Source organism: Nocardioides sp. NPDC087217, assembly GCF_044744805.1.
Classification (GTDB): Bacteria; Actinomycetota; Actinomycetes; order Propionibacteriales; family Nocardioidaceae; genus Nocardioides.
This window is the reverse complement of sequence record NZ_JBIUZB010000002.1, coordinates 458,666-479,291: the sequence shown is the minus strand read 5'-3', so window position 1 is coordinate 479,291 and position 20,626 is coordinate 458,666. Positions and strand designations below refer to the sequence as shown.

The 20,626-nt window shown below is 68.4% G+C and carries 22 protein-coding genes and 1 tRNA gene; 9 read left to right on the top strand and 14 right to left on the bottom strand.

Annotation, left to right across the window (positions count from 1 at the left end; genetic code table 11):
- The first annotated feature begins 46 nt into the window (after window positions 1–46).
- Complete coding sequence (locus tag ACIO3S_RS09650) at window positions 47–895, top strand: PAC2 family protein (protein ID WP_400462289.1); 849 nt, start codon at window positions 47–49, stop codon at window positions 893–895.
- Between the two features lie 119 nt (window positions 896–1,014).
- Here ACIO3S_RS09650 and mshC read toward each other — a convergent pair whose 3' ends face one another.
- The 4 genes from mshC to ACIO3S_RS09630 are packed head-to-tail and all read right to left on the bottom strand — an operon-like array spanning window position 1,015 to window position 4,415.
- Window positions 1,015–2,247: a cysteine--1-D-myo-inosityl 2-amino-2-deoxy-alpha-D-glucopyranoside ligase gene (gene mshC / locus ACIO3S_RS09645; RefSeq protein WP_400462287.1), complete on the bottom strand. Its 1,233-nt coding sequence runs from the start codon at window positions 2,245–2,247 to the stop codon at window positions 1,015–1,017.
- A gap of 32 nt (window positions 2,248–2,279) precedes the next feature.
- Window positions 2,280–3,083 carry an SCO1664 family protein gene (locus ACIO3S_RS09640; protein WP_400462284.1) on the bottom strand — a complete coding sequence of 268 codons (804 nt, stop codon included), beginning with the start codon at window positions 3,081–3,083 and terminating at the stop codon, window positions 2,280–2,282.
- The gene (locus tag ACIO3S_RS09635) at window positions 3,070–3,675 is read right to left on the bottom strand and encodes a DUF3090 domain-containing protein (RefSeq protein WP_160023889.1); all 606 of its coding nucleotides are present in this window, start codon (window positions 3,673–3,675) and stop codon (window positions 3,070–3,072) included. The genes ACIO3S_RS09640 and ACIO3S_RS09635 overlap by 14 nt, the downstream gene beginning before the upstream one ends.
- A gap of 2 nt (window positions 3,676–3,677) precedes the next feature.
- Entirely contained in the window at window positions 3,678–4,415 is a 738-nt protein-coding gene (locus ACIO3S_RS09630) for a histidine phosphatase family protein (protein ID WP_160023890.1), read from the bottom strand.
- Between the two features lie 69 nt (window positions 4,416–4,484).
- Here ACIO3S_RS09630 and corA point away from each other — a divergent pair, with 69 nt between their 5' ends.
- Window positions 4,485–5,465, top strand: coding sequence for a magnesium/cobalt transporter CorA (corA, locus tag ACIO3S_RS09625; RefSeq protein ID WP_400462280.1), 981 nt, complete (start codon window positions 4,485–4,487; stop codon window positions 5,463–5,465).
- Between the two features lie 9 nt (window positions 5,466–5,474).
- Here the strand turns inward: corA and ACIO3S_RS09620 are convergent, their stop codons facing one another.
- From ACIO3S_RS09620 to ACIO3S_RS09605, 4 genes are all read right to left on the bottom strand, one after another.
- Window positions 5,475–5,696: a hypothetical protein gene (locus ACIO3S_RS09620; protein WP_400462277.1), complete on the bottom strand. Its 222-nt coding sequence runs from the start codon at window positions 5,694–5,696 to the stop codon at window positions 5,475–5,477.
- 76 nt (window positions 5,697–5,772) lie between these two features.
- Window positions 5,773–6,957 (bottom strand): hypothetical protein, encoded by a 1,185-nt coding sequence (locus ACIO3S_RS09615; protein ID WP_400462274.1) that lies wholly within the window; start codon window positions 6,955–6,957, stop codon window positions 5,773–5,775.
- A 5-nt stretch (window positions 6,958–6,962) separates the two neighbouring features.
- The gene (gene ilvA, locus ACIO3S_RS09610) at window positions 6,963–8,234 is read right to left on the bottom strand and encodes a threonine ammonia-lyase IlvA (protein ID WP_400462272.1); all 1,272 of its coding nucleotides are present in this window, start codon (window positions 8,232–8,234) and stop codon (window positions 6,963–6,965) included.
- A 19-nt stretch (window positions 8,235–8,253) separates the two neighbouring features.
- Complete coding sequence (locus tag ACIO3S_RS09605) at window positions 8,254–9,078, bottom strand: undecaprenyl-diphosphate phosphatase (RefSeq protein WP_400462269.1); 825 nt, start codon at window positions 9,076–9,078, stop codon at window positions 8,254–8,256.
- A gap of 123 nt (window positions 9,079–9,201) precedes the next feature.
- Between ACIO3S_RS09605 and ACIO3S_RS09600 the strand changes: the two genes are divergently transcribed.
- The 4 genes from ACIO3S_RS09600 (at window position 9,202) to ACIO3S_RS09585 (ending at window position 11,993) form a co-directional block, all read left to right on the top strand.
- Entirely contained in the window at window positions 9,202–10,152 is a 951-nt protein-coding gene (locus ACIO3S_RS09600; RefSeq protein WP_400462266.1) for an aldo/keto reductase, read from the top strand.
- Window positions 10,153–10,277: 125 nt separating this feature from the next.
- A complete protein-coding gene (locus ACIO3S_RS09595) occupies window positions 10,278–10,457 on the top strand; it encodes a DUF5703 family protein (protein ID WP_160028907.1) in 180 nt (59 codons plus the stop codon).
- 46 nt (window positions 10,458–10,503) lie between these two features.
- Window positions 10,504–11,061 (top strand): histidine phosphatase family protein, encoded by a 558-nt coding sequence (locus tag ACIO3S_RS09590; RefSeq protein WP_400462263.1) that lies wholly within the window; start codon window positions 10,504–10,506, stop codon window positions 11,059–11,061.
- An 89-nt stretch (window positions 11,062–11,150) separates the two neighbouring features.
- Complete coding sequence (locus tag ACIO3S_RS09585; protein WP_400462260.1) at window positions 11,151–11,993, top strand: phosphotransferase family protein; 843 nt, start codon at window positions 11,151–11,153, stop codon at window positions 11,991–11,993.
- 114 nt (window positions 11,994–12,107) lie between these two features.
- On the opposite strand, the gene ACIO3S_RS09580 is transcribed toward ACIO3S_RS09585, so the two are convergent.
- Entirely contained in the window at window positions 12,108–13,415 is a 1,308-nt protein-coding gene (locus tag ACIO3S_RS09580; RefSeq protein ID WP_400462257.1) for a M20/M25/M40 family metallo-hydrolase, read from the bottom strand.
- Between the two features lie 103 nt (window positions 13,416–13,518).
- On the opposite strand from ACIO3S_RS09580, the gene ACIO3S_RS09575 reads away from it, so the two are divergent.
- The 3 genes from ACIO3S_RS09575 (at window position 13,519) to ACIO3S_RS09565 (ending at window position 14,788) form a co-directional block, all read left to right on the top strand.
- The gene (locus tag ACIO3S_RS09575; protein ID WP_400462254.1) at window positions 13,519–14,286 is read left to right on the top strand and encodes a glycerophosphodiester phosphodiesterase; all 768 of its coding nucleotides are present in this window, start codon (window positions 13,519–13,521) and stop codon (window positions 14,284–14,286) included.
- A 50-nt stretch (window positions 14,287–14,336) separates the two neighbouring features.
- Window positions 14,337–14,633: a SelT/SelW/SelH family protein gene (locus tag ACIO3S_RS09570; RefSeq protein WP_400462251.1), complete on the top strand. Its 297-nt coding sequence runs from the start codon at window positions 14,337–14,339 to the stop codon at window positions 14,631–14,633.
- Between the two features lie 69 nt (window positions 14,634–14,702).
- A tRNA-Leu gene (locus tag ACIO3S_RS09565) sits at window positions 14,703–14,788 on the top strand.
- A 441-nt stretch (window positions 14,789–15,229) separates the two neighbouring features.
- Here the strand turns inward: ACIO3S_RS09565 and ACIO3S_RS09560 are convergent.
- The 5 genes from ACIO3S_RS09560 to ACIO3S_RS09540 form a co-directional block, all read right to left on the bottom strand.
- Window positions 15,230–16,021 carry an SDR family NAD(P)-dependent oxidoreductase gene (locus ACIO3S_RS09560; RefSeq protein WP_400462248.1) on the bottom strand — a complete coding sequence of 264 codons (792 nt, stop codon included), beginning with the start codon at window positions 16,019–16,021 and terminating at the stop codon, window positions 15,230–15,232.
- Between the two features lie 135 nt (window positions 16,022–16,156).
- Window positions 16,157–16,969 (bottom strand): sugar phosphate isomerase/epimerase family protein, encoded by an 813-nt coding sequence (locus ACIO3S_RS09555; protein ID WP_400462245.1) that lies wholly within the window; start codon window positions 16,967–16,969, stop codon window positions 16,157–16,159.
- 152 nt (window positions 16,970–17,121) lie between these two features.
- Complete coding sequence (locus ACIO3S_RS09550; protein ID WP_400462242.1) at window positions 17,122–18,534, bottom strand: MFS transporter; 1,413 nt, start codon at window positions 18,532–18,534, stop codon at window positions 17,122–17,124.
- A gap of 190 nt (window positions 18,535–18,724) precedes the next feature.
- The gene (locus ACIO3S_RS09545) at window positions 18,725–19,726 is read right to left on the bottom strand and encodes a Gfo/Idh/MocA family protein (protein ID WP_400462239.1); all 1,002 of its coding nucleotides are present in this window, start codon (window positions 19,724–19,726) and stop codon (window positions 18,725–18,727) included.
- Window positions 19,723–20,625 carry a sugar phosphate isomerase/epimerase family protein gene (locus ACIO3S_RS09540; RefSeq protein WP_400462236.1) on the bottom strand — a complete coding sequence of 301 codons (903 nt, stop codon included), beginning with the start codon at window positions 20,623–20,625 and terminating at the stop codon, window positions 19,723–19,725. Before ACIO3S_RS09540 ends, ACIO3S_RS09545 begins: the two co-directional genes overlap by 4 nt.
- Window position 20,626: the final 1 nt, after the last annotated feature.

Genomic DNA, 20,626 nt, shown 5'->3' with positions numbered 1-20,626 from the left:
GGGTGAACGACACCGACTCCCTGGTCCCGGTGACTAGGGTGGAGGTGTGATCGAGATCGAAGAGACCCGCGACCTGGTCGATCCTGTGGTGATCGCCGCGTTCGAGGGCTGGAACGACGCGGCCGATGCCGCCTCCGGCACGGTTGACCATCTGATGGACGTCTGGCACGCGCGGGTGGTGGCCGAGATCGATCCCGAGGACTTCTACGACTACCAGGTCAACCGTCCGGTCACCAGCACCGACGAGAACGGCTTCCGTTCCATCACCTGGCCCACCACCCAGGTCGCCGTCTGCTCCCCGCCCGACCTGGACCGCGACATCATCCTGGTACGCGGCATCGAGCCCAACATGCGCTGGAAGCAGTTCGTCAGCGAGATCCTGGAATGCGTCGACGAGCTCGGCGGCCAGCTCGTGGTGACCCTCGGCGCGCTCCTCGCCGACGCTCCGCACACCCGGCCGATCCCGGTCTCCGGCACCGCCACCGAGCCCGACCTCGTCGACCGGCTCAAGCTCGACTCGCCGTCCTACGAGGGGCCGACCGGCATCGTCGGCGTGCTCCAGGAGGCCTGCGTCCAGTCCGACATCCCAGCGGTCTCCTACTGGGCCGCAGTCCCCCACTACGTAGCGGCCCCGCCCTGCCCCAAGGCCACCCTCGCGATCATCAACAAGCTCGAGGACCTCCTGCAGTGCTCCATCCCCCTCGGCGACCTCCCGGAGGACGCCCGAGCCTGGGAGCGCGGCGTCAACGACCTCGCCGAGGAGGACGAGGACGTCTCCGACTACGTACGCTCCCTCGAGGAGGCCCGCGACACCGCCGACCTCCCCGAGGCCAGCGGTGACGCCATCGCCCGGGAGTTCGAGCGCTACCTCAAGCGGCGTACGGACGACTCGTAGAACCGGGCGCAGGGATACCCGGTTAACCGGGTATCCCTGCGCTTCTCAGGCAATGCAACACCCGAGAAGCGCAGGAAACGCCTGAGCGGTGTGACGCATGTGGCCCCTGGGGCCAGCGGTCAGAGCTTGATGCCCAGTGCCGCGTCGACGACCTTCGCGATCGTCTCGCCGGCGAGAGCGTCGGAGGTCTCGGCGAGACCACCCTCGCCGAGGGTGGCGGCGACCCAGGCGTCGACGGCCTCGACCGCACGCGGGGCGTCGAGGTCGTCGGCCAGAGCACCGAGGACCGTCTCGACGACCGGGGCCGCGGGGGCGCCGCGACCGAGGGCGACGGCCTTGCGCCACTCGGCGATCTTGTCGACGGCGTCGAAGAGCTTGGCGTCGGTCCACTCCCAGTCGTCACGGTAGTGGTGGCCCAGCAGCACCAGCCGGATCGCCATCGGGTCGATCTCGGAGTTGCGCAGGGCGGAGACGAAGACCAGGTTGCCGCGCGACTTGGACATCTTGTGGCCGTCGTAGGCCACCATCCCGCCGTGGGTGTAGATCTCGGCGAAGTCCTTGCCGGCCGACCGCGCGTGGGAGCCGGACATCTCGTGGTGCGGGAAGACCAGGTCGGAGCCGCCGGCCTGGACGGTGAACCCGGCGCCGAGGTGCTCCAGGGCGATCGCGGTGCACTCGATGTGCCAGCCGGGACGGCCGGGACCGAAGGGCGAGGGCCAGGACGGCTCCCCGGGACGCTCGGCGCGCCACAGCAGCGGGTCGAGCGGGTCCTTCTTGCCCGCCCGCTCGGGGTCGCCGCCACGCTCACCGAAGAGCTCCAGCATCTCCGTACGCGACATCCGCGACTCGGCGCCGAACTCCTCGTCGACGGCCACCGAGGCGTAGACGTCCTCGTCGACCTTGTAGATCGCGCCGGCCTCCTCGAGCTCACCGATCAGCGAGAGCACCAGCGGGATCGACTCGACCGCGCCGATGTAGTGCTGCGGCGGCACGACCCGCAGCGCCTCCATGTCCTGCCGGAAGAGCTCGGTCTCGCGCTCGGCCAGCGCCTCCCACTCGATCCCGACCTTGTCGGCCCGCTCGAGCAGCGGGTCGTCGACGTCGGTGACGTTCTGGGTGTAGCCGACCTCGTAGCCGGCGTTCAGCCACGCCCGGTGGAGCAGGTCGAAGGCGACGTAGGTGTTGGCGTGGCCGATGTGGGTCGCGTCGTAGGGCGTGATGCCACAGACGTACAGCGAACGCCGCCCCTGACCCTCCGTCGGGACGACCGCGTCCCGCTGATGGTCATAGAGCTGCACCTCGGGCCCTTTGACGGACAGTTCTGGGACTTCGGGTGCAGACCATGCGCGCATGGGTGCAGCCTACTTGGCGGGGACCACGTGTCTCAGAAGGGCGGCCACGGGATGACATGACGGTCGTACTCCGGCCGGGGGAAGGCCCCCTCGGCGAGCAGGGTCTCGCAGCGCCGGCCGAGCGCGTCGACCTCCCGACCCGTCAGGTACGCAGCCAGCTCCCGCCCCAGCGCACCGTCGAGCCCTGCGTGGACCGCCCGGATGCCGGAGAGCTCCTCGTCGGCGAAGCCCTGCCCCCGCCATCCCCACAGGATGGTGCGCAGCTTCGGCTCCTCGTGGAAGGTCAGCCCGTGGTCGCAGCCGTATCGGCGCCCACCGGAGACCGGCAGGACGTGGCCACCCTTGCGGTCGGCGTTGTTGGTGATCGCGTCGAAGACCGCCATCCGTCGCAGCCCGGGCGTGTCCTCGTGAGCCAGGGTGACAACCCGGTCCTGATCGTCGAAGCCGTCGAAGACCCGGAGGTAGCCGTCCGGCACCTCCCCCTCCGGCACGATGGTCACCGGCTCGAGGCTCTCGTCGGCGTGAATCCAGCGCTGGATCATCCCCGGGCCGTGCGGCCCGTCGCCGAGCCAGGTCTCGGGGACCACCGTCCATCCCAGCGTCTGCGAGACGAGGTACGCGGCGACCTCGCGGTGCGCGAGCTGCCCGTCGGGGAAGTCCCACAGCGGCCGCTCCCCCGCGATCGGCTTGTAGACCACCTCGGACTCGCCGAGCGTGGCCAGGAACGTCGCGTTGGAGGCCGTGGTCAGCCGCCCGACGAGCTCCAGCGTCCCCTCGTTCTCGGGGGCGCTGCGAGCGATCTCCGGAGCTGGATCCACAGGCTCAGACCGGGTCACGCCGCTTGAACCCGTTCGCCCGGACACACAGGTGTCCCTCGGGGTCGATCGGGCTGCCGCAGAACGGGCAGTTGGGGCGTCCGGCGCCCAGCACCGCCTCGGCCCGCTTGACGAAGGCACGGGCGTTGCGCGGAGCGATCCGCACCAGGAGCACCTCGTCGGGCTCCGGCTCCTCCAGCTCGATCGCCGCCACGGCGTCCTCGTCGACCAGCTGGCCCGACTCATCGACCTCGGCGATGATCTCGGTCTCGCTGATCGGAAAGACCTCGAGGACGACCTTGTCCTCGTCGGGGTCCCAGGCCAGCGTCATCGTGCCGGCCCGGAACTCCTCCTCGATCGGCTGCTCCAGCGGGCCGTTGTCGTCGAGGTCGTAGGGAGCGATCGCCGGCACCACGGCGGGCGCCGACTTCATCACCTCGTCGAGGAGCTCGTCGAGCCGCTCGGCGAGCACCGTGACCTGCTGCTTCTCCAGGGCCACGGAGACGACTCGCGCTCCCTCACGCGCCTGGAGGAAGAACGTACGCGCCCCGGGCTCGCCGACGGTGCCGACGACGAATCGCTCGGGCGGGTCGAAGGCGTGCATCACAGGCATGGTCAAACCTTATCCAGACCAGGCTCAGGACCCGAGCCGCCGCCCACGACGGCGTCGTCGTTGCGCCGCCGCGACGACTTGCGTCCCTTCTTCGCGGCCGGCTTCGGGGCCAGCCAGGACAGGTCGCCGGCGTGCGTGTTCGTGGCCAGGACGGAGGGACGCCCCTCGCCGTAGCGGACGACCGAGATCGAGGCCGGGTCGACGTGCAGCCGCTGGAAGAGGTCCAGGTGCATCCCGAGCGCATCGGCCAGGATCGACTTGATCAGGTCGCCGTGGCTCACGCACAGCCAGACCGCCGCGTCGCCGTGCGCGGCCGTGACGGCGGCGTCGTGGCGGCGTACGGCCTCGACCCCTCGGGCCTGCATGGCGGCCATCGACTCGCCGCCGGGGAAGGTGACCGCGGAGGGCTGGGTCTGCACCGTCTTCCACAGCTTGCGGCGCGCCAGCGTGGTGATCTTCTCTCCCTGCCACTCGCCGTAGTCGCACTCGGAGACACCGTCCTCGACGACGACGGTGGGCTGCTCGGCGCGACCTTCGAGGATCACCGACAGCGTCTGCTGGCAGCGCTCCATCGGGCTGGTCACCGCGAGCGCCAGCGGGACCGGCGCGATCCGCTCGGCCGCTCTGCCCGCCTGCTCCACGCCACGCTCGTCCAGCCTCACCCCGGGAAGCCGGCCGGCCAGGGTGCCGGATGCGTTCGCCGTCGTACGGCCGTGTCTCACCAGGATCATCGTCGCCACGACTGGCGACCCTATCCACACCGGCTAAGCCGACCCACAATGCCGCGCAGCATGCCCTAACCTGACAACGTGATCGTCGACAGCGCTCTCTACCGCGGCGGTGCGCGCGACAGGATCGACTGCGCACCGCACGACTACGCCACGCTGCGCGGCGGCGTGAAGGACGAGGGTGACTTCGTCTGGCTCGGGCTCTACCAGCCCAGCCAGTACGAGCTCGAAGAGGTCGCCGAGGCCTTCGGGCTGCACCCGCTCGCCGTCGAGGACGCCCTGACCGCCCACCAGCGGCCCAAGCTGGAGCGCTACGAGGGCGGGATGTTCCTGGTCGTGAAGACGCTCTGGTACGTCGACTCCGAGGACGCCGTCGAGACGGGCGAGGTCGCCTTCTTCATCGGCCCCGACTACGTGATCACGGTCCGCCACGGTCGCGGAACCCGGCTCGCGCCGGCCCGTGAGCTGCTGGAGAACAGCGACGAGCAGCTCCTCAGCGAGGGGCCCTACTCCGCGGTCCATGCGGTGGTCGACTACATCGTGGACGGCTACGTGGACGTCGCCACCGAGCTCACCAAGGACGTCGACGAGGTCGAGACCTCGGTCTTCTCCGACGAGCGCACCCACGACTCGGCCCGGATCTACCGGCTCCGCCGGGAGATCGCGGAGGTACGCCGCGCCGTGATGCCGCTGCGCGAGCCGGTGCGCCGCTTCGCCAACGGAGAGGGCGGGATCGACCCCGACCTGCGCCCCTACTTCCGCGACGTCCTCGACCATCTCGCCTCGATCGTGGAGTCGATCGAGAATCTCGAGACGTTGCTGTCCTCCGCCTTCGAGGCCCATCTGGCCCAGCTCTCGCTGCAGCAGAACGACGACATGCGCAAGATCTCGGCGGGCGCGGCGATGATCGTGGTCCCGACCCTCATCGCCGGGATCTACGGGATGAACTTCACCCACATGCCCGAGCTCGACTGGCGGTTCGGCTACCCGTTCGCGCTGCTGCTCATGGGCGGCGTGATCACCGGGATGTGGATCTTCTTCCGCAGGTCCGGCTGGTTCTGACCCGCGTCGCTACCCTCTGCGCCACCAGCTGCGCTGCCGATGCTCTGCCGCCTCGCGCGCGCACTCCCGGAGCTCGTAGGCCACGGCTCGATACACGGTGGCCCACTGCTCTCCCGTGAGCCCGCCGACCTGAAGGTCGCTGCTCCGCGCGCTCGTGAAGACCCTTGCGTCTTCGACGTACTTCTCGGCTTTCGCTTCGAGCCACGCTACGTGGTGCGGGGTGGTACTCATTGCTGCCAGTCTTTCACGTTTGACGGACCTGGCGCCGCGTGTCGGCCCTGCAATCCCCGTTCACGCTGTTTCGCAGCTAGTCGAGCTGCTTGACCGGACGGGCGTCGAGATGCTCCCGGTCGCACCACAGGGACAGGTCGTCGGCGAACTCCGAGTCGGCCTCGCCGCCGCCCTTCGCGTCGAGCTGCTCGCCTTGAAACCACTCGGTCAAGAAGGCGGCATCGTCGAAGGCCTTCGGCATCGGCTGGCCGCGATAACGGACCGCGACGACCTCGTTCTTGCGCAACGAGATCATCCAGGCCCAACCCACATCAGTATCGTTGGCGGGCTGCCAGGCAAAGACGAGCGGGCCACGGGTGCCGTCGGTGGTCACGCAGCGCCGCCGAAGCGTCGGCGCCGAGCAGGGCTCACGGGTCATCCAGGCGGGCGGTGACGGCGCGGCGAGGACGTCGATGTCGGCATCCGGCATGTCCGTGAAGTCAGGTGAGGAGCGCTGCAGCAGCCGCCCTCCGATGGCGTCGGGGCCGAACCGCTCGCGCAGCGGGGACCGGATCACGCCCTTGTAGTAGCCATAGCCACCCCGGCCGCCGACATAGGCCTGGGCGATGCCGTGGTCGGTGTTGGGCACCAGCTCGTACGCCTCGGGGTCGGGCTCCCCGCCCTTCCAGTCGTCGAGCTCCTCACCGAGGGTGAGGGTCGAGGAGGTCGCCTGGTAGCGGAGCCGTGGGTCCTCGACGACGGCGACCAGCTTCTCGAGGCTGATCGGCATGTCGAGCCTGCGGGGGTCGCCGGTGATCGTGGGGCCGGAGTAGCCGATCGAGGCGGTCTCGCCGCCGTCGCGCAGCAGCACGATCCCGACGCCGCCGGGGTCCTCCTCGGGCTCCTCCTCGGTCCAGCGCAGCTGCATCTCGGCGTTCTTCACCTCGGTCGGCAGGTCGACGCAGTGCTGCCCCAGCTCGCGCCGGCATGCCGCCTCCGCGGGCGGCTGAGCCGAGACGGCCACGCTGACCAGGTCGCCGTCGTACTCGCCGTCGGCGCCGTAGCGAAGGTCGACCGAGACCTGCTCGGACGGCGTGGACTCGTCGGTGTAGGAGGCCGCCCGGCTGGAGGTCTCGGTCGGCAGGTGCAAGAGCGATACCGCTGCGACGGCGCGGTGAGTGATCCGGCCGGGATCGCCACCGGCGTCGACAGCCTCGCCGGAGCACGCCGAGACGATCATGGCGCCGACGACGGCGAAAGCCCCCAAGACCTTGGCTGACACGGGCATCAGTGCAGGAACGTGAACAGCGGTGAGTCGGGCTCGATCCGCTCGATGAGCAGGTCGCTGGCGCCCATCCGCTCGAGCAGCCCCTCGAGCCCGTCGGCGGAGTCGAGGTCGATGCCGATCAGCGCGGGACCGTGCTCGCGGTTGGACTTCTTGACGTACTCGAAGACGACGATGTCCTCCCCGTCGGCCAGCACGTCGTCGAGGAAGCCGCGCAGGGCTCCGGGAGCCTGCGGGAAGGAGACCAGGAAGTAGTGGCGCAGGCCCTGGTGGATCAGCGCCCGCTCGAGCACGTCGGAGTAGCGGGAGACGTCGTTGTTGCCGCCGGAGAGGACGGCGCCGACACGCGAGGCGCCGCGCAGGTCGATCTGACTCAGGGCCGCCACCGCGAGCGCTCCGGCGGGCTCGGCGATGATCCCCTCGGTCTGGTAGAGCTCGAGCATCTCCACGCAGATGGCTCCGACGGGCACGGAGACGAGCTCGTCGACGTACTCCTTGACGATCGGGTACGTCACCTTCCCCGCGGTCGCGACCGCGGCGCCGTCCACGAACGTGTCGAGCGTCTCCAGCCGGACCGGCTCACCGGCCTCGATCGCAGCCGCCATCGAGGCGGCGCCCGCGGGCTCGACCCCGATGATCCGGGTCTGCGGCCAGACCTCGCGCACCCAGGTCGCCACGCCGGAGGCCAGCCCACCGCCGCCGACCGGCAGCAGCAGCACGTCCAGCGGATCGCCGATCTGTGAGGTCAGCTCGTAGCCGACCGTGCCCTGCCCGGCGATCGTGCGCGGGTCGTCGAAGGCGGAGACATAGGTGGCACCGAGCCCGCGCCCGAGCTCGTAGGCGTAGGCCGAGGCCTCGTCGTAGGTCGAGCCGTGCAGGGTGAGCGTCACATGCGAGCCGCCGAGGGCGGTGATTCGGTCGCGCTTCTGCTTGGGCGTGTTGGTCGGCACCACGATGTGGCCGGGCACCCCGAGGCGGGCGCAGGAGATCGCGACGCCCTGGGCGTGGTTCCCGGCGGAGGCACAGACGACACCTCGGGAGAGCTCCTCGGGCGTCAGCGAGCTCATCAGGTTGTAGGCGCCCCGGACCTTGTAGGAGCGCCCCAGCTGCAGGTCTTCCCGCTTGAGCAGGACCTCGGCGGCGTACCTCTCCGAGAGTCTGACCGAGCGTTCGACCGCCGTGCGCGTGGCGATCGTGCGCGCGGCTGCCTCCTCGATCGCAGCGGGTGTTACGGCAGGCTTCTTGCCACCAAAGGGATCGAGCACAGCAGACACATGCCCGAGTCTGTCACGATCACCACTCGGTGAGCACACCCGCGCCGAGGAGCCCCAGAACCACGAGACCGAGGACGACCCGGTAGATCACGAACGGGGTGTAGGTGTTGTGGGAGAGGTACTTCAGCAGCCACGCGATCACGGCGTAGCCGAGGACGAACGAGACGATCGTGGCGACGATCGTCGGGCCCCAGCCGTAGAGGTTGGCGCCGTGGGCGATCTCGCCCATCTCGAACAGACCGGCCCCGAAGACCGCCGGCAGCGCCAGCAGGAAGGCGTAGCGGGTCACGGTGGCCCGCTCGTACCCGAGCGCGCGGCCCATCGAGATCGTCGCCCCCGAGCGCGAGACGCCGGGGATCAGCGCGCAGGCCTGGGCGCAGCCCATCAGGATCGCGTCGCGCCACGACAGGTCGTCGAACTGCTTGCGGTTGGCGCCGATGCGGTCGGCGATGCCGAGGACGATGCCCATCACGACGAGCATGGTGCCGACGACGTACAGGCTGCGCAGGTCGTGCTCGATGATGTCCTTCATCACGAATCCGATCACCACGATCGGGATCGAGCCGACGATGATGAACCAGCCCATCCGGGCATCGGTGTGGCTGCGCAGCTCGGCGTTGAAGAGGCTCCGGAACCAGGTCACGATGATGTCGCGGATGTTGCGCCACATGTAGAAGACCACGGCCAGCTCGGTGCCGATCTGGATCACGGCGGTGAAGGCCGCGCCGGGGTCTCCCCAGCCGAGCAGCTCGGGGAAGATGCGCAGGTGCGCGCTGGATGAGATGGGCAGGAACTCGGTGAGTGCCTGAAGAATGCCCAGTGCGATCGCCTGCAGATAATCCACGGGCGGAAACTCTAAGGGGCATGTACGCAGCACCCGACCGCTGCCTCCCTCTCGGAGTGTCCGCCGTCACAGCACAGCGTGTCCGGCCCGGGCACGGCGGACGGCCCGGATAGATTGGGTCTCATGCAGAGCCGACTCCTCGGAGCCACTGGGCTGCGAGTCTCGTCTCTCGCCCTGGGCACCATGACCTGGGGCAGCGTGACCGACGAGCACGAGGCCCGTGAGCAGCTGGCCGGTTTCGCCGAGGCCGGCGGCACGCTGGTCGACACCGCCGCGGGCTATGGCGACGGTGCCTCGGAGGCGCTGCTCGGCTCGCTCCTCGAGGAGCGTGTCGTGGGTCGCGACGACGTCGTGCTGGCGACCAAGGGCGGCATCACCTGGCGCGGCGGCAACCGGGGCGTGGACACCTCGCGCGGTGGCCTGCTCACCGGCCTCGACGCCTCGCTGAAGCGGCTCGGCATCGACCACGTCGACCTGTGGCAGGTGCACGTCTGGTCCCCCGAGGTGCCGCTCGAGGAGACGCTCACGGCGCTCGACATGGCGCTGAGCAGCGGCCGGGCCGCCTACGTCGGTGTCTCCAACTACAGCGGATGGCAGACCGCCCAGGCCGCGACCTGGCAGCGGGCCGTCCCCGGGCGGGCGACGCTGGCCTCGACGCAGGTCGAGTACTCGCTGCTGGCCCGCGACATCGAGTACGAGGTGCTGCCGGCCACCGAGGCGCTGGGGATGGGCCTGCTGGCCTGGTCCCCGCTGGCGGGTGGCGTGCTCACCGGTAAGTACCGCACCGGCATCCCGTCGCACTCCCGTGGCGCCGACCCGAACTTCTCCGCCCGGGTGGACGCCTTCGACGACGAGCGCTCCCGCGGGATCGTCACCGCCGTCGCGAAGGCCGCCGAGGGCTTGGAGTGGACGCCGCTGCAGGTCTCGCTGGCCTGGGTACGCGACCGGCCCGGCGTCACCGCGCCGATCCTCGGGGCACGCACCTCGGCTCAGCTCAAGGAGGCGCTGCAGGTCGCCGATCTCACTCTCCCGCCCGAGATCGCGCTCGCTCTCGACGACGTCTCCGCCGTCTGATTCCCGGGACTGAAAACACCACCCCGAGGGAACATCTCTTCAGGCACACTGGTTCTCCTGAGTAGTCCATCAGAAGGAGTGCTGCCTTGGCTCGAGCCGAACGCCGTCCGCCCCGCCCGGGAGTGATGTGGGAGTACGACAAGGTGATCTTCTCGCGTGAGTTCTCCCGCAACATCGTCACCAAGCTCCTCGTCGAGCGCGCCGAGCATGGCGGCTGGGAGCTCGACCGCGTCCGGATCACCGCCGACGGCACTCGCCGGGTGACGCTTCGGCGCAAGATCATCCGGCAGCGGCTGACGGTCTGAGCGCGTCTCCGCGCTCCTCGCGCGTCCAGATAATAGGGTCCTGCGGGTGATCCATCTCGTACGCCACGGCGAAGCCGCCGGCGGGGACACTGTCGACCCCGGCCTCTCCGACTTCGGCCGACGCCAGGTCCAGGCGCTCGCGACCCGGCTCGCTTTCCGTCCTGTCCGTCAGGTCCTGCACGGCCCGAGCCGGCGTACGTCCGAGACGGCCCGCATCCTCACCGAGAACCTCGGCGCGGGGCCGGTGCCGTCCGACCTTCTCGCCGACCGCACGCCGGTGCCGTCGGCGGAGCGTCGCGGCGACTACCCGACCCACCGTTGGGAGTGGTTCGAGGACGTACCGGAGGCCGAGCGCGATCTCGACGGCACCGAGCTGACCGCTGCCTGGCACAAGCTCTGGTTCGAGCACCACGACGAGGAGATCGTGCTGGTCACGCATGCGTTCGTGGTCGCCTGGTTCGTACGCGAGGTGCTCAACGCCCCGCCGGCGACCTGGATGCGGATCGGCCCGATCGGCAACGCGACCCTGACCAGCATCGGACCCAACCTCGCGGGCGAACCGGTCGTGGAGACCTTCAACGCCGAGGTCGTCCTGCCGATCTGAGCCAAGCGTCGCCCACAAGGCGACAACAACTCGGACATGAGCCCGCGACACGGCGTCGTGAGCGGTCGCCGCGCTGGCAGGATCCGCCCGTGATCTCGGCACTCGACACCCTGACCCCCGCCCAGCGCGACCTCCTCGATCAGTGGCTCCCCGGAGCCCAGGTGGTCGCCGACCGTAGCGCCCTGCACCGCGCCGGCACCACCGCCCTCGTGCTCTCAGCCGGTGACGACCGGTTCCTGGTGAAGACCATGGCAGAAGGCGTACGCCACCTCGACCGCGAGCTCGCGGCCCACCGCAGCTGGCTGGCCCCCTGGACCGACTCCGGCCGCGCGCCGAGCCTCGTCGAGGCCGACCTCGACGCCCGCATCATCGTGATGACGCACCTCGACGGCGAGCCGGCGAGCACCTCGACCGCCATCCACGACCCCGAGATCTACCGCCAGGCCGGCGAGCTGCTGGCGACGTTCCACGGCCAGGCCAGCGTCGAGGACGAGGACTACGAGCCGGAGCTCGACGAGCGCGCCCTCGCCTCGCTGGACACGGCGGGCCTGGAGGCCGACCTCACCGAGCGTCTCCGCAACGAGATCACCTCGTGGCCGACCCCGACGACGGTGCTCGTCCCCACCCACGGCGACTGGCAGCCGACGAGCTGGGTCATCGATGGGGGCACCGTGCGCGTGATCGACTCCGGCCGCTTCGGCTTCCGCCCCGCCCTCTACGACCTCTCCCGGCTCTCCGCGCAGGACTTCGTCCGCAACGACACCTGCGAGAAGGCGTTCCTTGAGGGCTACGGCTCCGACCCCCGCGAGCCCGACGCCTGGCACCGGCTCCAGGTCCGCGACGCCATCTCCGTCGCCGCCTGGGCCAACCGCACCGGCCACGCCGAGGTAGCCGCCGTGAGCACCGAGACCCTCACCCGCCTCGTCCCCTGAACCGACGCCGATTCGGCTCGTCCTGACCAAGATCCCCGTCGAGTCGGCTCGTCATAACGAGCCGACTCGGCGCTGGTTCTCGTCAGTTCGAGCCGACTCGGCGCGATCGGTGCCTCAGACCTGGTCGAGGAAGCGGTCCATGACGCGCGCTCCGAACTGGAGCGCGTCGACCGGGACCCGCTCGTCGACGCCGTGGAAGAGCGCTGTGAAGTCGAGCTCCTCGGGCAGGCGCAGCGGTGCGAAGCCGTACGTCCTCATCCCCAGCCGCTTGAAGTGCTTGGCGTCGGTGCCGGCGGACATGAGATAGGGGGCGACCAGGGCGTCGGGGTCCTCGGCGATCAGCGAGCGCTCCATGGCGGCGACGAGCGCGCCGTCGTAGGGGGTCTCCCAGGGCATCTGGTTCTGGTCGAACTCGATGTCGATCCCCTCGCCGCACAGTTTGCGCAGCGTCTCGAAGAAGTCGTCCTCGAAGCCGGGCAGGAAGCGGCCGTCGACGTGGGCGGTGGCCTCGGTGGGGATGACGTTGACCTTGTAGCCGGCGCTGGTCATGGTCGGGTTGGTGACGTTGCGCAGGGTGGCACCGATCATCCGGGCGGCCGGACCGAACTCCTCCACCAGCCGCTCGGCGTTCTCCGGGGTGGGCTCCTCCCCCGCGATCTCGCCGACCGCGGCGAGCAGCGTCTGCATCGTCGGGGTCAGCTGCACCGGCCACTCGTGGGCGCCGATACGGGCGATGGCACCGGAGAGCCTGGTGATCGGGTTGTCGCGGTTGATCATCGAGCCGTGCCCGGCGGTGCCGCGGGCCGTCAGCTTCATCCAGGCCATGCCCTTCTCGGCGGCCTCGATGAGATAGAGACGGCGTCCCTTCACCGTGGTCGAGAAGCCACCGACCTCACCGACCGCCTCGGTGCAGTGGGAGAGCAGGTCGGGGTGGTCCTCGACGAGCACGTGGGCGCCCTTCATCCCGCCGGCCTCCTCGTCGGCGGTGAAGGCGAGCGTGATCGGGCGCTCCGGGATCCGCCCGGTGCGCTGGCGCTCACGGACGACCGCGAGCAGCATCGCGTCGAAGTCCTTCATGTCGACAGCGCCTCGACCCCAGACGCTGAGTCCTTCTCCTGGGGCGTCCTGGATCTCGCCGGAGAAGGGGTCGATCCGCCAGTCCTCCGCGGCAGCGGGGACGACGTCGAGGTGACCGTGCAGGAGCAGCCCGTCACCGGAGGACCCGCCCCACTGCGCGACGACCGAGGCCCGGCCGTGCTCCGACTCGTAGATCTCGGAGGAGATGCCGACCTCGTCGAGCTGTGCCGCGACGTACTCGGCCGCCTTCCGCTCCCCCGGGCCCGGGTCGTTTCCGTAGTTGCTGGTGTCGATGCGGATCAGGTCACGGCAGAGGTCGACGACCTCGGTCTCGGCGCTGGTCATACCGCCACCGTATCGACCGCATGCGACAAACCGCCCCCTGACGTCCACCTATGCGCAACCTGAGGATTTCAGTGCCGTCGGATGCGTGGGTTTCCATGGGCGCATGCAGAAGCGTGCCCTCCTCTCCGCTCACCGCGCCGCAGCGCGTCAGTCGGGGCACCGTGACAACTCCTGGGAGTCGCTTCTGGAGGCCGTGCGGATGGAGGTCGACTACGTCGAGTTCGACGTGCACCGCACCCGCGACGGCGAGTTCGTCCTCCACCACGACGGCCACATCCGCGACCGCATCGGCCGCAGGGTGAAGATCGAGGACCGAACGTACGCGGCGCTCTCGCGGCTCGCGCCGTTCCGCCTGGTGCGCTACCGGGAGGCGCTCGAGCTGCTCGCCACCCACGCCAAGCACGCCCACATCGACCTCAAGTTCGCCTCGCCGTCGAACCACCTCGGGCTTCCGCACGAGATCGACGCCGCCGAGATCGCCCTCGAAGTGATGAACGAGAGCTTCATCGTGACCACGATGGTCGATGAGTCCGTACGCGTCCTGCGCGACTGGGCCGACCTCCGCGCCCCCGAGACCCTCGTCGGCCTCTCCCTCGGTGGCGTCGACTTCCGCCACCACCCGTTCAAACTGCTCCGGCTGAAGCTCTCGGAGTTCTTCCCCGAGGGCCGCATCCGCCGCTGCCGCTCCAACCTGGTCGTCGTCGAGCAGCGTCTTGCCGACGTCTGGCTGCTGCGCTGGGCCCACCGCCGCGACATCAAGGTCCTCGTCTGGACCGTCGACAACCCCGGCCGCCTGCGCCGTTTCGTGTACGACAAGCGCGTCTGGATGGTCACCAGCAACCACCCCGCCCGAGCCCTCCTTCCGGCCTGACGCCCCAGCGGTCACGCCCGGCGCGACCGCCCGTGTGATGCAGTAGTGCCGTGAACCCACGCATCACCATCACCTACTGCACCCAGTGCAACTGGCTCCTCCGTGCCCAGTGGTACGCAGGAGAGCTGCTGCAGACCTTCGCCGCCGAGGTCGGCGAGGTCGCCCTGGCGCCAGCCACGGGCGGCGTCTTCCGCATCGAGGTGACTGTCGACGGCCGCGAGACCAGCGTGTGGAACCGCAAACGCGACGGCGGCTTCCCGGAGATCACCGACCTGAAACGCCGGGTACGCGACCTCATCGCGCCCGACAAACCGCTCGGTCACAGCGACCGCAAGGACGAAGCCTGATCCCGAGGCCGACACAGCCTCCCCCGATTCGGCACCCCGGCACCCTCCTGATAATGTTCTTCCTGTTGCGCGCGGGTGGCGGAATAGGCAGACGCGCTAGCTTGAGGTGCTAGTCCACGTATTAGTGGGTGGGGGTTCAAGTCCCCCCTCGCGCACGCATTGAACGGTGGCCCTGACCTGAGGAAACTCAGGCGGGGCCACCGTTCATTTCGGACTCGCTGCGCACATCGGCGGACACGATCCGTTCCGCGTGGGTACCCGACAGCTGATGGTCCCATTCGACGTCAAGCGGCCAGAGCACACCGGACGAGGGCCAGTTGAGGAAGCCACATCGCCCCGGCGAAGCTCGCCACACTGAAACAAGCGCTCCGACACGGGCCGTCGGCCAGACCAGAATCACAGCCTCGACTGCGCCGAGTTCAGAGACGCCGTCGACGCCCGAACGGCGCTGGGCTTCATTGCCCCGAGCCGCCCCATCCGCGGTCAAGGTCTAGCGGATCGGACCCAACAGACCTATGCGTGCACGTGATCGACTACGCGGAGCGGTTTCCCGAAGCCGTGCAGGTCGCAGCCACCGTACGTCGCCTGCGTAGGCGTCAAGCCCTCGAGCTCGGGCGACCGGGAATGTGGCTGAGAATGGACTTGGAGAATCCGCCGTCGACGCAGATGTCCTGTCCTGTGACATAGCTCGACAACGGGCTCACGAGAAATTCGATCACATTCGCGATATCCATGGGGTCTCCGATCCGAGACAGCGGGATGATCGCTTCTCTCGCCCTCTTGGTGTCGGCGTCGATATACATCTTCTCTGTCATCGGAGTGCGAGTCATTCCCGGTGATACCACGTTCACACGGATTCCATCGGGTGCCCACTCCAGGGCGAGCGTCTGGGCAAGCATCGTCAGGGCAGCCTTGCTAGGGCTGTACGCACCCGATCCCGCATGTGGCAACTGACCCGACATCGACGAGGTGAAACACGCAGATCCGTGACTCTCCCTCAGGTGCGGGTAGCTTGCCTTGGCGAGAAACCACGCTCCGCGGAGGTTGACCGAGAACATCTCGTCCCAGTCATCGACCGATAGGTCACAGATGGCACCAGGGCTGGCGATTCCGGCGTTCGCTACCAGCGCATCCAGGCCGCCGAACTCGGCGATGGCCTCTCCAACCAGCTGACCGGGCACAGCAGGATCGCCGAGGTCACCGGCCAAGGCGATGGCGGTGCCTCCCATCGCCTGAATGGAAGACACCACCTCCTTGTGACCGGGGGTGATCGTGTGCCCGCACACCGCGATCATCGGCTGCTCACCTCGAGCCAGCGACGCCTCTGCGAGCCTCAGGGATGCAGCGGCTCCGATGCCGCTGCTTCCACCACTGACCAAAGCCTTCATCGCACACACTCCTGGTAGGTATCTACTGCTCGTTCGGTTCTAGACCAGCGATCGAAATCGACCGCCGTAGCCCCGAGCCTCTCTTGGGCCGGGATCCTGCGTTCTTGGCGAGACCTCACGACTCCTAGCGTGAGGTCAGCTCCCGAGCATCCAGCCCCTGTCCGTCAGGTCACGCATCGCCTTTTCGAATTCGTCCAAGGGGTTTTCCTCCCTGATGATCTCGAGAACGACGTTGTCCACCCCGCACGTTTCTTCGACGGCAGCACCCAACGCGCTGAAATCCACCACCCCGGTGCCGATCGGATCGTGACCCCACGTCTCCGTACCGGTGTCAGAAGCATGCACCAGCGCGATCGATTCATGGTGCGAGAGCAGGCCCGCGACGGTGTCCTCGCCGATGTAAGCCGCATTGGCGATGTCGTAGACGATCTTGAGTGCCTCGTCATCGACCTTCTTGACGACGGCCGCCAGTTCTTCGACGGTCGGGGTGAAGCAATAGGGAGTGTTCTCCAGAAGGAGTCGCGTGCCTGCCTGTCTGGCCAACGGAATCAGCTGGTCCAGACTCTCGTACATCCATTCATAGGTCTTGTCGAGCGGTGGGGAAATCATCGGGCGCCTCGTTCCTGGGGAGATCACGACCTCGGTCGCACCCCACGCCGCGGCCAAGTCGATCACCGACTTGATGTGCTCAATGCTCTTGAGTCGCATGTTGGCGGCCGGACTCGCCAAGTTGATGTCGTATCCACCGGCGTTGAGCGACCTGATCTCGGCGCCACGCTGGTCAAGTCTCGTTCCCATGGCTGAGATCTCCGCGCTGGACATCTCGGCCGGCCAGCAATGTGGCGAGCTGATCGGGACCTCGAAAGTCTTGTACCCGTTGTCGACCAGTTCCGCGATCGCATCGGTTGCTGCGGATGACCACAGATAGGAGAAGGTGCTGATGATCATGGTTGAACCATCCTCAAAGAGATGACTATTTTGGCGACGATTGCGAAAGTCGACCCTGCGTACGGGGTCGCGGCCCCGGGCAAGCCGGGCGGCTCGAGGGCTGCACAGCCCTTGGCGCGTTGAACCGCCACGGCTTGTCGGGGCGATAGCTCCTACGGGGAACGCTTCACATCGTCGGTGCCGGACGTGCTGCTCAGGAGCAGGTGCTCTCCTTCGAGCACCTCCTGGTCGGCAAGCGCCACGGTGACTCGATCGCCGCGGCCGCCGGTCTCCGGGAGCGTGGTGTAGACGACGAGACAGAGTGCGACGACGACCGTCATGTAGATCGCGACGTACATGGGATGGCCCGAACCGACGAAAGCAGCCGCAATCAGCGGTGCAGTGCCACCGAAGACCGCGATCACGATCTGATGTGCGAGGCCGATGCCCGAAACCCGAACCGCGGCCGGGAACAGTTCGGCCTGAATGGTCGGGTACACCGCCTGCCAGATGCCCAGAACGACCCATCCGGACGCCGCAACCAGAACGTACACACCGAATCCCGGCTGGTTCAGCAGCATGAGCAGCGGGTAGAAGAGCACGACCATGCCGGTGGCGCCGATGATCGGGAAGATCTTGCGGCGGCCGAGTCGATCCGAGAGCGCGCCGCAGGTCGGTACGATGACGACGAGCAGCGCCAGTCCGATGACGCTCCCGGTCAGGGTCGATGCCAGGTTCCGACCTGTGGTGAGGTTGGCGTAGGTGGGGAGGAAGGTCGCCCACGTGTAGTAGGCCACGGCCGGAGCCGACAGCGCCGCCGCCTGGAGCAGAGCCTTCGGGTGGTCACGGATCAGCTCCCGCAGACGCGCTGCCGCGGACTTCTGATCGACGGCGGTGGTTGCTTCGAACTCGGGGGTCTCGTCTGCGCGGAACCGGAGAATGAGGCCGACGACGCCGAGGATGCCGCCCACCAGGAAGGGGATGCGCCAACCCCACGTCGCAAGGTTGTCCGGCGACAGGGTGGCCGTCACGATCGCGGCGAACCCGGTCGCCGCCAGGGTCGCCAGACCGCTGGCCATGTTGGTGAACGAACCGTAGAGGCCCCTCTTGTTCGAGGGGGCATGCTCGACCATGAACGCGATGGCGCTCTGTCCTTCGCTGCCGGCCGAGATTCCCTGGAGGATGCGTGCCACCACGAAGAGGAGCGGTGCGGCGTAGCCGATCGTGGCGAAGGGCGGCGTGAGGGCGATGATCAGGGAGCCGGCCGCCATACCGGAGACGCACACTGTCAGGACGGTCCGTCGACCGAATCGGTCGGCGAGCGGGGAGATGATGATTCCGCTCATCGGACGTACGACGAAACCGATCGCGTAGGTGAGAAGCGCTGCGATCAGGGAGGCGAAGGCCGAGTGGCTCGGGAAGATCTGAGACGAGAACACGGCTGCCAGCAGGCCGTAGATGTACCAGTCGTACCACTCCACGAAGTGGCCGACGGTGCCGGCAAGCAGGTTGAGACGGCGGCGTGGAGGGTCAGATTCTCCAGGAACGCCGGGAGGGATACCAACATCATCTTTGGGGTTGGCCATTGTGTTATCCTCACTAACGGTTTCTGAGCAATGGGGGACCCAAGGTGCGTAGCTGGCCGCAGGCGCACCAAGGTGATTTCGTTCAGGATTTCGACAGACCTGACGTGCAGAGTCAGCTCTGGTGTCCGTAACCTCCTTCGGGTTTGGGTCTAGTGGCTCGATAATTGATGGATGAGGCTGAGATCAGGGCTCATCGTTTAACTGTGTTCGTTGCGTGGCTCGCCCATTGGCGGCCTTCTTGCTCCCGAGTCGGTAGTCCCGCGGCTTCGAGGATCTGGTCGAGCAGTCGTTGCGTCGCCACGGCCTCGTGCCCGGAGGTCAGCGGCGGCTGTCGATCCGAGATGCGGTCGAGAAAGTGGTGCACGGCTTCGGCGAATCCGAGGGTCTCGGTCGCGGTGGCCCAGCCGTACGCCTCTGCGCTGAGCTCGCGGCTGGTGGTGGTGCCGTCAACGGTGATCGAGACCGACTCCGGCGCTCGCACCTCGGCCGTGCGCCCGTAGCCGTAGGCGTCGAGCTTCTCGCTCCATGCGCCGGCCGTGCGCGCTGCCATCAGCACGCCGGTAGCGCCCGAGTCGAACCGGACCATGGCTGCCGTGCCGTCTTCTTCCCATGGGTCGTCGCCAGCGGTGTGCGCAGTCACGTCGACGGCTTCGCCGCCGCAGTACCAGCGCAGCAGGTCGACCATGTGGATGGCGTTCTCGAACGTGGCCCGGTACTCCGACCCGGGCCGGTTCTTCTGGGCGACGCAGAACGTGGCTCCGGTCGCACCGAAGGCGTCGCGGCCCGCGACGTACACCGGGGCGTAGCGACGGTTGAAGTCGACCATCAGGATGCGGCCTCGTTGGTCGGCGAGATCAACCAGGCGCTCCGCCTCCTCGACGGACGGGGCGAGCGGCTTCTCGCAGAACACGTCGACGTCGCGCCGCAGGCAGGCCTCGACCGCGTACGCATGCTCGGACCGCGGAGTCAGGACGAAGACAGCGTCCAGGTCCTCGGCCGCCAGCATCTCCTCGACCGCGCCGTACGCGGCGCCGAAGCCCCAGCGCCGCATCAGCGGTCCTGGGTCCGGACGGCGCGAGACGAGTGCCGCGAGCTCCACGTCCTCCCGCTTGACCAGTGTGGGCAGCTGCGCGATGGAGGCGATGTTCCCCGCGCCGACAACGCCGACACGGGTCCTCGCCTGCTCGCTCACCGCGCCCCCTCCTTGAGGGAGGCGTCGTCGAGGCAGGCACGCAGCGCCGCCGCAGATCGCGCAAAGCCGACCGATGGCTCGGGCAGGTCCTGGGGGTGCCAGCGGTACTCGTACTCGAGGGAGACGACGTCGTCATAGCCGAGGGCAGCAAGGGCCGAGAGGATGTCCGCCCAGGGCAGGATCCCGTCGCCGACGGTGCGCGAGCGGACCGTACGCTCGGAGGCCGCGACGCGGGCGGTCTCCGATGCGTGGAACGGCGCCTCCGGGTCGGTGAAGACGAGGTCTTTGACGTGCACGTGCCCGATCAGGTCGCCCTGGATGCGCAGCGCATCCTGGTAGGTCTCGTCGTGCGTGAACGTCAGGTTGGCCTGGTCGTAGAGGACCCGTACGGCGTCATGGTCCACTTCACGCACCAGCCGTGCCGTCTCGCCAGCCGATTGCGTCATCGTCCCGAAGTGGTTCTCGACGCAGAGGCGCACCCCTGCGTCGGACGCTTCCGGGGCGAGCTTGCGCAGGGCCGCCACGAGCCGGTCCCAGTGGGCCGAGTGGCCCTGATCGCCGGGATGCCAGGAGCCGGCGTAGAGACGGAGCCGGTCGGCGCCCACGAGCTGGGCGATCTCGATCGCGCCGCGGATCTCGTCGACGGCCGCCGACCATTCGCCGTCGTTGAGGGCGTTGATACTCGTGGTGTATGGCGTGAGTCCGACGATGGGTACGCCGAGGTCCTCGGAGACGCGAAGGGCCTCAGCGGCCGAGCGCCGATCGCGCAGTGGGAGCCCCGAGCGGTAGCCGTCCTGGTAGATCACCTCGGCTGCGTCGAGTCCGGCGGCCGCGAAGAGCGCGAGGGCCTCCGGCACGGTCTGCTCCGGGGTCCCGAGAGTGTGGCCTGCGATGCGCACG